The organism is Paenibacillus sp. FSL H3-0329 (assembly GCF_037963285.1).
Classification (GTDB): Bacteria; Bacillota; Bacilli; order Paenibacillales; family Paenibacillaceae; genus Paenibacillus_AQ; species Paenibacillus_AQ odorifer.
On sequence record NZ_CP150150.1, the window covers coordinates 4,399,619 to 4,412,482 of the forward strand.

A 12,864-nucleotide genomic window follows, 5' to 3' on the forward strand; every position below is an offset into this window, starting at 1 on the left:
CTACTCAAACATTTGAAACACATAGTCGAAGCTGCCCTTCTCCGCCCCCAGCGTAATTTCCATCGTATAGATAAAAGCTCTTATCTTCTGGATGATTTCCTCAGGCTGCCACTTGAATATACCTTCATCAAAAAGAAATTGAGAGGTGATCAATAGAAATTCCATCGTCTCCCGGGGATACGGATTGTGAAACAGTCCCTCCTCTATGCCCTGCTCAATGACCTCCGTCAAAACAGGAGTTAGCCGCAAAATGGTTTCCACCAAGCTTTTCTGGTGCAGCTGTGCATCATCAGCCTGATGGAACTGCTCAATCATTTGGCTTTTTCTGTCCGTATCCGGCTTTTGCGCCATAATGATTTGCAGCAGCTTTTCATGAACGGTCAGCTTAGGATCTGCAGCAATTTGCTTAGCGGTTGCTACACCAACATCAATAAATCGCAGCACTACAGCATCCATGACCTCTTCCTTCGATTTAAAATAATAGTAAAAGGTTCCCTTCGCAATACCTATAGCCTGCAAGACATCATTCACTGTCGTTTTGGTATACCCTTTCGTAAAAAACAGCATTTCTGCTGTATCCAATATTTCATTTCTACGTTCTTCCGCTTCTTTGGAAATTCTCATCTGAAACGTCCTCCATTCTACCGACCGACCGTCGGTCTATTCCAATTATATACAAATATCAGATCCTGTCAAGATTAATCCGGCATCACAAAAAGAGAGAATTCCAAAAGCTATGTTATAGCAGCTGGAACTCCCTCTTTTTTTGTGATTCACTTTTGAGTTTTACTGTTGGGTTTTAGTCTTACTATTTTCTGTTTAGTCTAATTGTTTACTGTTGGATTTTACTGTTAGGTTTTACTGTTGGGTCTTATTGTTTATTGTTGGATTTTACTGTTTGGTTTTACTGTTTGGTTTTACTGTTTGGTTTTACTGTTTGGTCTTACTGCTGCGTTTTACTTTTAGCTTGCTCTTTGATCTGATCCGTTGAGCGAAACCTTTGCTCGTGTTGTAACACTAAACTTCGTTTGCTTATATCACATTTACACTTACGACATAGCCTATCGGACACAGCTGACCTTATATGCTGCATTATCCCCCATTTGGAATCCTAACGGACCGCATAGCCACTATTGACATGAAAAACACCACAAAAGACCCCTTCCTCAAGGAATAGCTGCACTGGAGTCCGAAAACCGGCTCAAAGGGCTATAAATCTGCAAATAGCGTCCTCTGGGTCCTTAAGCAACACGGGATAGGTATTCTATAGGTATTCAATAGGTATTAATTACCTAAGTACGGACTAAGTGGCTTCCGGCTGCAGATTTTGCCCCCAAACGGCTTCCCTGTATAGAATGCTGCTATTTCGCATGAGCTTCTGCAATCCCGTCTCAAATAGATTAACTAATCCGCCGGATTGTACTAATGAAAATTTGCTGCCCAAGGAATAGGCTATATAATAATCCGCCCAACTGCTATAACGTTCTTGTAGCTGCCTTGCTGCTTCTATTTTGTATTCCCAGGCTTCTTCCTTCTTCAAATAATCCTCAACATAACCAATCCGGCTCAGATAAATTACCCAAGCTAACCCAAAAGCAGAAATGTCACCAGAAGGCAACTGATGTATTCCTTGTGCAACAACCTTCAGATTAACAAAATCCTCATGATCCTTATGTGCCTCAAGATATTTACTGCGTGAGGTTTCGGAAAGTGTGGCTAAACGAGCATGTAAAGATCTATATTCTGCACGGTTGCCATCTTCTAGAAGCCAGCGAATCTGGCGATGAAAGGAGTTAGCATCCTCGATATTCCATCTTTCACAAGCATTTTTGATTAATCCTCTTTTGAAGAAGACGTTACTGAAATCAAACTCATAAACCACATAGTATCTCCCTAAGAGACCACGTATGCAGGTAGAGGAAAGACAGCGGAAATACATTTCCAATCGTTTTCTTTGCTTAACATTGTATTCCTTCAGCATATAGAGCCTCCTGATATTAGTTCGAGAATAGGTATGCTGTTTTGCAAATGTTCCTGATTTTCCATAGAATAATAAGAATGAACACCGCATTGACAAGCGGGGGAAGCTCAGATACTGAAAAATAACATATGGTATATACCAACATATAGAACCAGCTTAATTTCAGGAAAACCAATAGATAGAATAATATAGGCCCTATAATGTTCTTTCCAATGGTTACGAGCGAAGAGATACGAAGACGTTGTGGATACAGTTTTTTGTTGTTCAACATGGACTTATTCGCAAGGTAACGAAAATGAATGAACTCGTCCTTTTTAGGCTCATTAGTCTCCGTTTGTGTAAGAGCTTCCTCAATTTGAGAACATGCAATCTTACATTCCAGAATTAAACATTGCACATCTCTATTTCCAGCATCCTCTTGCAACAAATATTCACAATCCTTCATCGCTTCCTCATAACGCTGCAAATAGTAGAGAAGCCGCCCTCTTAATAAGTAACCGTCTCTTTCGTTAGGCCACATAGTGGTTACTCGGTCCAAGCACACCAGCGCTTCCATATAATCAGCAGTATCCAGACAATACTTAGCTCGCATTAATTGCAGATCCGGATCATTCTGAAACAGCTTATTTGCTTCATCGAGCAGTTGGCCAGCTTCAGTATGTTTATCCTCCATCAGCATGAATTGAGCGGATTGCCTCAGATTTAGATAGTGTTCTATGTCGAACTCAAGAGACTCCTGCAAAAGGAAACACTCATAACGCATCTCCAAACTTCCGTCGACCTGCCCTAGTATGTACTCGACTAACTTATTATCATAACGTTGAAGAAATATTTCCTTGTCCTCACGAAAATGAAAAAATGAATCTAACGCCTCCCATACGGCATAAGGCAAATTCCGATGCTGATCAAGGAACAACATAAGCTTGTCCCTTAGCCGATCACGATGCTCTATACTCCACATGAAATCTTCATTCAAAAGTGAATGCCACGAAGCTTGTTTAATCCGGCGCGAGAAGTCCGCATACAGCTCCCTAATTTGTCTGTCAAAAATAGCTGCTGGTTGTTCTTGAAGATCAGCATCAAGTTGAATGGGATGAGGGCGAAACAGCGTCCACTCGTTTTCATGCGGTATAAAAGTAGCCCCTTCTGCTTTTTCCTCGCCTTCTTCCTCCTCAGCTTCATCTACTCGTATTACTTTTTCTGCTTGTATCACCATTTCTTCTATTTCTTTTGATATTGCTTCCGCTATTTCTTTCTTATCCTCACCTACAAATGAAGGGACAGTGCTTGCTATACGCTGCCCGGAGCGGGCCCATTTCACAGCTGTATCATAAGCTTCTCTAAGCTGCTGGTATCCTTCAGGGTCATCTTCGGGGTGATGCGATTTCAGTTTTTTGGCATAGGCCTTTTTGATGATAGCTAGTTCATCTGTGGGTTCAATCTCCAACATACTCCAGATTGTCATGTGAAGTATGACCACCCTTCAATTTCCGCCAATTGCTCATTGAAAGCTTGTGCCGCTTTTTCAATCACTTTCTCGTTCTGAGTATATAAAGCATCTTCGAATACTTTCAGACACTGTGCGATAAACTTCCGTTGGTCCCCAAGCACCTCTTCATATAAACGCTCACCTCTAGCAAGCAGAAGCCTGTTCTCGGTACGCTCACGCGGATGAATTTTGATACTCCGCAGTTCCAGTAAACGAGCTTCAATTTGCTTTTTCGTCATTGCACCAGCATTTTGCTCGATGATCATCTGATGCTTCTGACCTGTTGAAACTGTTGTAACCTCCACCTCAAGAATCCCATTCACATCATATGTATATCTGACATCAATACTTTCTTCTCCCCGAGGTGCTTGCGGAATCTGAAACTCCATTTCTCCTAGGAAAAGATTATTTTCAACGCGAGGACTCTCCCCCTGATACACATCCACACTTATGATCTTCTGATTATCTGCGGCTGTATATAGACGTTCTACCCGGCTAACAGGAATCGGAGTGTTACGTTCAATGATCGGAAAGTAATGTCCAGATGACGTTTGTCCGCTTGAACCTCTACGCAAAACACTGGTCCCTAATGTATAGGGGCAAACGTCCGTCAAAATCATTTCATCCAGCGCTTGATCACGCTGCTTCAGAGCTACCTGAACCGCAGCTCCAAGTGCGACGGTCTCATCTGGGCTGATATTCGCATAAGGCATTTTCCCGAACATACGGCTGATAATTTGCTTAATCAGAGGCATTTTAGTCGCACCCCCAATCATCACAATCCCATCCAGATCGGAAGGCTGCAAAGAAGCATCCCGCAATGCTCTTTCTATCGGCTGCCTTAGACGTATTAGTAACGGTTGCACCAATTGCTCAAGCTCTAAGCGATCTATAGTCAGCACGTATTCTTCCTCTTTAATAACTATCCGCATAGTCGCAGCAGACTCTGTACCAAGAATTCGTTTACTCTGCTCTGCCTGCTTATACAACATCGACCTCGTTATTGGTGTTAACGATTCCGCGTCCAGCTTATTCTTTTGGATAAAGTAGGCCACTAGTATCTCTGTGAAATCTTCCCCGCCAAGATAGTTATCTCCGGCAATCGACTTAACATCCATTACCCCTTCGAAAAGCTCCAGAATTGACACATCAAAGGTTCCTCCACCCAGATCAAAAACAAGAAATGAAGTCTCCTGATTCTGATGCAGGCCATAAGCGAGTGCTGCCGCCGTAGGTTCACTAATAAGCCGTTCTACTTGTAAACCAGCCAGCTCAGCCGCTTTCTTAGTTGCTTTCCGCTGAACATCATTGAAATAAGCCGGAACACTGATTATAGCTTTCGTTACGGACTCACCTAGATGATTTTCCGCATCCTCTTTCAGTGACCGCAGAACAAAAGAAGATAACTCTTCAGGAGTAAAAGTCATCGTACCTAGTTTGTATTTTTTTGCTGATCCCATAAAGCGCTTAAAAGTCGAGGCGGTTAACTGTGGATGTGTAATCAGTCGTTCTTGTGCGATTCTTCCAACTAATACTTCTCCCTCTGCATCTACACTAACAATCGAGGGTGTTACATGCTCCCCAAGTACATTGGGAATAATTACAGCCTGACTGCCGTCCCAATAAGCAGCAAGACTATAGGTCGTTCCTAAATCAATTCCGATTGTTCTCACTACTATCTCCACTCCTTTTATATACAATAATATACAAAGAAAAGAGTCCAAGAATCGAAATGTCACTAATTCAACATATTTACATCCAGAGCATAAAAATGAAATTGTCCTTCTGCAATAGACATAAAAAAGATATCTCAAAAGCCACAATGGCTAATGGGATACCTTCATTTATTGGCGGAGGATATTTTTCTGTACATCATCTATAAAAAACAGTCTCATTCATTCTCTGGACGTCTTAACATCTGATCTATCTTCTCTTTTGCACCTTCCCATGAGGTCAATAATGGAAAAGCATATTGTTCACGGGCCCGCAAATTCCATGGATGCGGAATACAAAGCACTTTTCTTCCCCCCTGCAATGCCGGAACCAGGTTATGCACCCCGTCATCGATCAATAGATCGTAGTTAATAAGATTTTTTCGCTTACAGGTAAAGAAATTTTCAATCGGAATAAACGGCATATGCTTCTGCAGCCAGTTCCATTTTTCCACCACCGACTGGGGTTGGGCTGCCGTAACAATAATTACATCATAAGCGTTATGCAACTTCTCCATTTCTCCTACGACATGTTCGTCAAACAGTTCAAGCTCTTCATACAGACCGGGCCGCCCATAGAAAATCTCTTGTGTACAATCCGGATGACGTAAATGATCCGTATTCCAATCAAGCATTTCCTCATACCGTAGCAGATGCGTGGGAAAATCATTATTATTATGGTATATGGCTCGCTTCACTAGATGGCAAATTGTATCATCCATATCTACTGCAATTATTGGCTTCCTCATCTGCGCCTCCATTATTTTTTTAGATTACACTTTAATTATATACAATGAAATTACGGTTTTCGTCGAGAGTTAATTAATATCCCGGTTAATGTTTATTAAATGCTTCTACGCATTTTTGGCAGATACAAGCTTTCCCTCTCAGTTCTTCCGGGATCTGTTCCTGCAATTCGAGTGGAATTTCTGTATGGAAACACCAACATACACCGCTTTCAGCGCCACAACGATTCAATTCTTTACATAAAGGACAATGGCGTTCTTCAACCAGTATGTTCATCATATCCAAAATTTCTACTCCCCCAAAAATCACAAACTATTTTTCTTTGGAAAACCATATTAATAAAAAAATCCAACAAATGACAATACGTCAGTAAGTAAAACAAACAACTCCCCGAATAGGTTTCCGCCATAACCACTTCTGAAGATCCCTAGTTTAGTATAAGCCCAATTTCTCTATTATTCCTAGACTTGTGAACTCGGTTCACTTGCATTAAGATAGTGAACATTACGAACTCAAATGGGAGAATAACAGATGAATGATAAGAAGATGAGCTTTTTAGATACCCTACATAGTGACTTACTTGCTACCATGGAAGAAGTATATAATCCTTGCAGGTTTGATTGCTCCGAACCAATTCTTGAACCGCAAAATGCGGAATACGGAGCATATATCTTTACCTTAAATGCGCTGGCCATTAGATTCCGGGTGGCTAAAATCACACCCACTAAAGTCGGGCAATTTGTGACACTATGGGAGCGAATTGGAGATCATCCCATCCAACCCTATGACATCTCAAATCCTGCTGATCTCTTCGTTATAAGTACACGAAATGGGAATCACTTTGGCCAATTTATTTTTCCAAAAGCTGTCCTAGGAGAACAAGATATTCTATCTGCTAAAGGTGAAGGTGGAAAAAGAGCTTTTCGAGTCTACCCGCCTTGGGACAATCCCACGAGTCGCCAAGCTCAAAAAACGCAAACATGGCAGTCGGAATATTTCTTGGATATCCCTGTAAATAAACCCGTAGACTACCTTCGTGCACAAGCACTTTACGGTTTACCTGTAAATCTTACGGTCTGACCTATCTCCTCCACATGTTCCTTATCGCCCTGCAAAATAAAATAATAGTATACATCATCTCCTATTTTCACCGCTTCGGGATATTTAATTATAAGCGCCGCTTGATGATTCCATTCCTCCCCTTGGTCAGCAGAAGGCATAATCAACTTTGCCTTCTCTTCCTCTTTTAACCTCTCTAATGTCAGTTCAGTGATTTGCGGATTGGAGCCATAAGGCTTCAGCTGATGGGAGGCAATAATTTCAGCTACTTCATCTATTGATTGTCCCTCTCCAGACATAGCGGATAATTGAAAAAAACCATCCTCCCCCTGACCCTTCTCATCATCTGCTGAATCGACGACCCATTCCGTTGGATACTTCAAAGAGACTCCATAAGCATTGGAAGTAAAGGTTGCAAGCCCAGTTTGCGTAAGCAGCATACCGATTACAGTACCTGCAAGTGCAATAACCACGATAACCAACACCCAAAGCCACCGTTTTTTGTATACATTTGTTTTCACGATATCCCCCTAAATCAATAATTAGTTGACATGTACAATATTAGGAAATAAGATATAAACAAACATATGAGCAATCATTCATATGTATTGCTGAGGAGGAAATTATAATGAGCGATCTTAAAAATATCCTATCTCTACTTCTTTTCTGCATCTTCCTAATTTCTTATCTATTAAAGCTCCTTATACTTTACAAGAAAAACCACATTAAAGGAAACGTTCTGGCTAAAGGCTCTAAACTATCTAAAATCTATTATACCGAGCTATTGGTAAAAACCTCTACTTTTTTATGGGGCGCAGCATGGTTTGTTTTTTCCTTAGCAGAGTCTTTTATGGTTACACTTGTAGGCAAAACGTTTGATATTCCTGTACTGCACTTTAGCGGTGTTGTTATAGCTGCGCTCGGATGTTTCATTTTCATTCAAGCTATGATTGCTATGCGCACTTCATGGAGAGTTGGGATTGATAAGACTACTTTAACCAAACTCATCACACACGGTATTTATAAATATAGTAGAAACGCTGCATTTGTCGGGTTTGATCTCATGTTTCTGGGATTGTATCTGATGTACCCCAATCTGTTAACACTCCTAATATTCTTTCTTAACATTGCCGCGATTCATTTACTAATTCTTCAAGAAGAGCAACATTTAAAGTCCGTATTCAGAGATGAATATATCCAATATGCCAATAATACACCTAGATATTTTCTATTTTAAAATCTTTTATCACAGCTCGGATAATTTATATTCGCTATATCATTTTACATTTTTTACAAGACAAGAAAACATTCTCTTAATGTAACTACTATAATATGAGACTGTAAACATACATTAGGAGGGAAATTATGAAATCACCGAAAAAGCATGGCGTCAAAACAGCAATTGTAGCGACAGCGGCAACGGCTCTTTTTGTATCCAGCATAGTCACTACTCATGCACCTAATCAAGCAGACGCAGCATCTTCGAACACAAGAAATGTAATTCTGTTTATTGGAGACGGAATGGGTGCTGCTCAGCGTGATGCCATCCGGCTTGCCACCGTAGGTGAAAAAGGAAATCTAGCAATGGATTCGATGCCATACGTTGGATTAATTCATACAAGCTCCACTGTCCCTGTTACAGATTCGGCTGCTTCTGCTTCAGCCTATGCCAGCGGTGTGAAAACTTATAATGGAGCTATCGGAATGGATGCCGATAAAAAAAGTGTTAAAACCATTATGGAATATGCTAAAGATGCCGGAAAATCAACAGGTGTCGTTACTACTAGTCAGATTACAGACGCGACTGGCGCCGCATTTGGTGCTCACGTCGAAGACCGCTCAAAGCAAAGTGATATCGCCCTCCAGCTTCTGACTAAGAGCAAGGTTGATGTTCTGCTTGGTGGGGGTGAGGATTTCTGGTACCCTGCAGGCAATCCCGGGAAATTCCCAGATGAACCCGCTGAAGATCCTTCAGAGAAAAGCAAAGGAACACAAGGTAACCTTGTTGATAAAGCTAAACAATTGGGCTACACCTATGTAACGAACAAAGCGGATATGCAAAAAGCAAAAGACGGCAAGCTACTGGGAATATTCGCAAACGAGGAAATGTTCCAGCAAAATCCTGAGGGTGAAGGGGATATTTATAATCCGGTGGTATCGCTGCCCGAGATGACTAAGAAAGCTATAGATACGCTAGCAACAAATAAAAAGGGATTTTTCCTTATGGTGGAAGAAGAAGGCACTGACGAATTTGCACACCAAAACAACGCTAAAATGACGATTAAATCAGGTCAAGAACTGGACAAATCCGTGCAAGTAGCCAAAGACTTCGCCAAAAAGAATCCAGATACACTGGTTCTAGTTCTTGCCGATCATGAGACCGGCGGATTTTCTATTGAAGCAGTTGACGCAGATGATGAGTCCGGTGACGGCATATCCAAAGAAGACGGTCCATTCGCCATCGCCAATTCCAAACACAATTTTGTAGTGGACTGGACGACCTCAGGCCATACTGCGGTTGATATTCCAATCACAGCTATGGGCAAAAATGCACAATTATTTACTGGAATCTACGAAAACACCGAAGTATTCACCAAACTTATGCAAGCATCAGGTTTTAAAGCCAAAAAATAAAGGCGAACAATAAAAGACTAGCCAAATTAAGGAGGATGCCCCCTGCTCTCTATTGAGCAGGGGGCATCCTCACTTCTGATTACCTCGGTTGATATTAGCATCAATTAAAGCATTTTTGTGCTTGTTATCTTCTTCTTCTTCTTCTTCTTCTGTTACAACTACGCTTTTCAAAAATAACGGACTGTTGTTAGTAATCATCAAATTATACTCATTATCGTTTTCTACTTTTGTATCATACTTAAGTATTTCTTCACAGTCATAAGCTTGACTCTTCAATCTTATATTCTATTGTACCTCCTCATATTTTTAAAAATTGATTGCCTCAAAGGGTGCTAAACTGTGTGCTTATGCTTCTAATTTACGTGACAGCTCCTTAATTAACTCGATCTCTCGTAAAACCATACTTCGGGTGTAAAAATAGAGCTCCTCAGAGTAATCCATATCCTCACTATTGCCTACTACTTTGGATAACTGCTGTAAATGGTCCAGCTTTTCGTTCATATAAGTCTCTCTGTAATCAAGCAATCTTCTACGTGTCTCCTGATCCAAAAGCTCATAATAAGCAAGACGAATAGACCATTCATTATCAATTCGAATCGTCTCCAGCGTAAATTCTGTTAAGCAAGTGTGAAACCGCTCCTCACCCTCAGTAGTTATTGAATATACATAACGTTTAGGCCGGCGTTCCTGAATTTCCGTTTTTTTGATTACCCATTTTCGCTTTTCAAATAATTTCAGCTTTGGATAAAGCGAGTTATTGTTTACGATTTTATCATTGCCCATTACAAAAATAATGTTTTTTTTAATTTCATAACCATGTTTGGCCCCTTTCATTAATTGGGCCAGAATCAAAACTTCAATATCCATAATCATCCTCCGGGCTTCCGGAATACGTATCCGGTTCATCATTTTCTTATATTACCTCAATTACTACAATCCTGCCAAATCACTCGTGATTTTTTGCACATACTTTCAGCCCTCCCTTTCGCTAATATAGGTTAAAATAACCTATTTATTTTTAACCTATATGTAGAGAGGAAGTTATCATATGGAATTCACACATTTATTCAGCAAGGGCACAATCGGAAATATGGAGCTTAAGAACCGGGTCATTTTACCAGCGATGGGCACGAAAATGAATGCGCCGGGTGGATACGTCAGTGATCGTCTGATTGATTACCATGTAGCACGAGCTAAAGGTGGCAACGGCTTAAATACTGTAGAAGTAACAACTATTCACCCAACGGCGGCCTCCGATGATGCTCCAGCCCTTTATGATGATAAATTCATTCCAGGTATGGCTCAATTAGCATTAGCTATTCGAGAGGCAGGCAGCAAAAGCTGTCTACAGTTATGGCATGGAGGTAAAGTAACTCCCAACCTAATTCAGGTCTCCTCTTCACCTGTTCCATTTGAAGGCGTAAGTCATATACCACGTGAACTTGCGCATCATGAAGTCGGCGAGATGGTTCAAGCTTACGCAGATACAGCCTCACGTGCGAAGAAAGCCGGATTTGACAGCGTGGAATTCCATGCCGGCCATGGTTATTTGCCCCAACAATTTCTAAGTCCTGCAATGAATTTTCGTCAGGATGAATACGGCGGTTCTTGGGAGAATCGTTGCCGCTTCCCGTTGGCTTGTATCCGCGCTATCCGGGAAGCGGTTGGACCTGGGTTCCCTATCTTGATGAGAATTTCTGCAATTGAGGATCTACCGGGCGGACTTACGCTGGAAGATATGAAGCTCTTCTCGAAGCTCGCTGAAGAAGCTGGAATTGATGCTATTAATGTATCTCGTGGGGTCCCTGCTGGCGCTGCAATTAAATATGAAGTTCCGCCAATCGATTTACCTGTGGGCTTCAATGTAGATAACGCAGCACAAATTAAATCTGTGGTTAACATCCCTGTTATTGCCGTAGGCCGTATTAATGATCCAGCAATTGCAGACCGGATAATCGCGGAGGGTTTGGCTGATTTTGTAGCCATTGGGCGTGCGCAGCTGGCTGATCCGGAATTCTGCAATAAAGCTTTAGCCGGACGTGCAGACACCATCGTTAAATGTGTGGGTTGCGACCAAGGCTGCTTCGATGGATTCGTGAATCCTAATGTGCCATTTATCAGCTGTGTGTTTAATCCTGCAACCGGCCGTGAAAGTGAATATGAATTGCAGCAAACGAATATCCCTAAGAAAATACTTATTGCTGGTGGTGGCCCTGGTGGATTAGAAGCAGCTGTCACACTGAAACGACGTGGGCATCATCCAATATTATGCGAAAAAAATGACATTCTAGGCGGACAGCTTTATATTGCCGGCGCCGCACCACGTAAAGAGGAAATGGCTGCAGCCGCTCTGAATATGGGAGAAACCGCTAAACGTGAAGGTGTAGACATTCGATTGAATACAGAGGTTACACCTGAATTAATCCAAGAAATTGGTCCAGATGAGGTCATTCTTGCAATCGGATCTTCTCCTATTATTCCGCCTGTGGAAGGCGTCGACAGTTCACATGTGGTCAATTCACATGATGTGTTGTGGGGAACGGTTCATCCAGAAGGAAGAGTCGTTATTATCGGTGGCGGTTTAGTGGGGCTTGAGGTCGCAGAGCTGCTTGTAGAACGCGGACATCAAATCACTGTAGTTGAAATGCAAGCCGATGTTGCTAATGATCTAGGACTTTTGCGTAAAATCTGTGTCATGGAAAGTCTATATGGACATGGCGTTGAATTAATAACCAACAGCAAATGTATGGCGATTCAAGGGGATAGCGTAATTGTTGAAAAAGACGGCGAATCTCACAGCCTACCTGCTGATTATGTAGTAATCGCCGTAGGTTCACGCGCCCTCAACAAACAACCTCTTCAGGATTTCTTGGAGGAAAGCTCCATCCCTTATCATGTAATTGGCGATGCGGTGCAAGCGCGTAGAGCGCTTAATGCGATTTGGGAAGGCGCTGAATTAGCTAGACGAATCTAATTAAGCTAGCTATAAGATTTATGAAACAAACCCGGCAGGTCGCCCTGCCGGGTTATTTTTTACTCAGAGTGCATTCGTGAGCGGTTATCCGGTAATCGGTATCCATTCAACCATTCACCCATTATGCCGTTCTGTCTTTCGGACTCAGGAGGCGCTATTGAGCTAAAAGTAGTCTTTTTACGAATCTATCGGACCCAGATGCCGCTATTCCGCAAAAACAGGGGGCAAAAGTGGTGCTGCGACGGGAATAACTGCATTGGAGTCCGAA

Annotated in this window: 13 protein-coding genes; 4 read left to right on the plus strand and 9 right to left on the minus strand. The window is 41.8% G+C overall.

What is annotated here, in order from left to right; translation table 11 throughout:
- From NSQ66_RS19455 to NSQ66_RS19480, 6 genes are all read right to left on the minus strand, one after another.
- Entirely contained in the window at positions 1-624 is a 624-nt protein-coding gene (locus NSQ66_RS19455; protein ID WP_076100184.1) for a TetR/AcrR family transcriptional regulator, read from the minus strand.
- A gap of 679 nt (positions 625-1,303) precedes the next feature.
- On the minus strand, positions 1,304-1,981 hold the full coding sequence (locus NSQ66_RS19460) for a DUF1266 domain-containing protein (RefSeq protein WP_076100182.1): 678 nt from the start codon (positions 1,979-1,981) through the stop codon (positions 1,304-1,306).
- A gap of 16 nt (positions 1,982-1,997) precedes the next feature.
- Positions 1,998-3,446, minus strand: a complete 1,449-nt coding sequence (locus tag NSQ66_RS19465; RefSeq protein WP_076100181.1) for a J domain-containing protein — start codon at positions 3,444-3,446, stop codon at positions 1,998-2,000.
- A complete protein-coding gene (locus NSQ66_RS19470; RefSeq protein ID WP_076100179.1) occupies positions 3,443-5,143 on the minus strand; it encodes a molecular chaperone HscC in 1,701 nt (566 codons plus the stop codon). Before NSQ66_RS19470 ends, NSQ66_RS19465 begins: the two co-directional genes overlap by 4 nt.
- Before the next feature lie 218 nt (positions 5,144-5,361).
- Positions 5,362-5,931, minus strand: a complete 570-nt coding sequence (locus tag NSQ66_RS19475) for a hypothetical protein (protein WP_076100178.1) — start codon at positions 5,929-5,931, stop codon at positions 5,362-5,364.
- Between the two features lie 85 nt (positions 5,932-6,016).
- Positions 6,017-6,208 (minus strand): cysteine-rich CWC family protein, encoded by a 192-nt coding sequence (locus NSQ66_RS19480; protein ID WP_076100415.1) that lies wholly within the window; start codon positions 6,206-6,208, stop codon positions 6,017-6,019.
- Positions 6,209-6,460: 252 nt separating this feature from the next.
- Here NSQ66_RS19480 and NSQ66_RS19485 point away from each other — a divergent pair, with 252 nt between their 5' ends.
- Complete coding sequence (locus NSQ66_RS19485) at positions 6,461-7,009, plus strand: MepB family protein (RefSeq protein ID WP_326047743.1); 549 nt, start codon at positions 6,461-6,463, stop codon at positions 7,007-7,009.
- Here the strand turns inward: NSQ66_RS19485 and NSQ66_RS19490 are convergent.
- Entirely contained in the window at positions 6,979-7,509 is a 531-nt protein-coding gene (locus tag NSQ66_RS19490; protein ID WP_076100155.1) for a hypothetical protein, read from the minus strand. The two genes, NSQ66_RS19485 and NSQ66_RS19490, sit on opposite strands and share 31 nt — an antisense overlap.
- Positions 7,510-7,616: 107 nt before the next feature.
- Between NSQ66_RS19490 and NSQ66_RS19495 the strand changes: the two genes are divergently transcribed.
- Positions 7,617-8,225 carry an isoprenylcysteine carboxylmethyltransferase family protein gene (locus NSQ66_RS19495; protein WP_076100153.1) on the plus strand — a complete coding sequence of 203 codons (609 nt, stop codon included), beginning with the start codon at positions 7,617-7,619 and terminating at the stop codon, positions 8,223-8,225.
- A gap of 128 nt (positions 8,226-8,353) precedes the next feature.
- Positions 8,354-9,622 (plus strand): alkaline phosphatase, encoded by a 1,269-nt coding sequence (locus NSQ66_RS19500; RefSeq protein ID WP_036688991.1) that lies wholly within the window; start codon positions 8,354-8,356, stop codon positions 9,620-9,622.
- 69 nt (positions 9,623-9,691) lie between these two features.
- Here the strand turns inward: NSQ66_RS19500 and NSQ66_RS19505 are convergent, their stop codons facing one another.
- Positions 9,692-9,898: a hypothetical protein gene (locus NSQ66_RS19505; protein WP_076100152.1), complete on the minus strand. Its 207-nt coding sequence runs from the start codon at positions 9,896-9,898 to the stop codon at positions 9,692-9,694.
- A 69-nt stretch (positions 9,899-9,967) separates the two neighbouring features.
- Positions 9,968-10,489 carry a PadR family transcriptional regulator gene (locus tag NSQ66_RS19510; RefSeq protein WP_076100150.1) on the minus strand — a complete coding sequence of 174 codons (522 nt, stop codon included), beginning with the start codon at positions 10,487-10,489 and terminating at the stop codon, positions 9,968-9,970.
- A 181-nt stretch (positions 10,490-10,670) separates the two neighbouring features.
- Here NSQ66_RS19510 and NSQ66_RS19515 point away from each other — a divergent pair, with 181 nt between their 5' ends.
- Positions 10,671-12,596 carry an FAD-dependent oxidoreductase gene (locus NSQ66_RS19515; protein ID WP_076100149.1) on the plus strand — a complete coding sequence of 642 codons (1,926 nt, stop codon included), beginning with the start codon at positions 10,671-10,673 and terminating at the stop codon, positions 12,594-12,596.
- Positions 12,597-12,864: the final 268 nt, after the last annotated feature.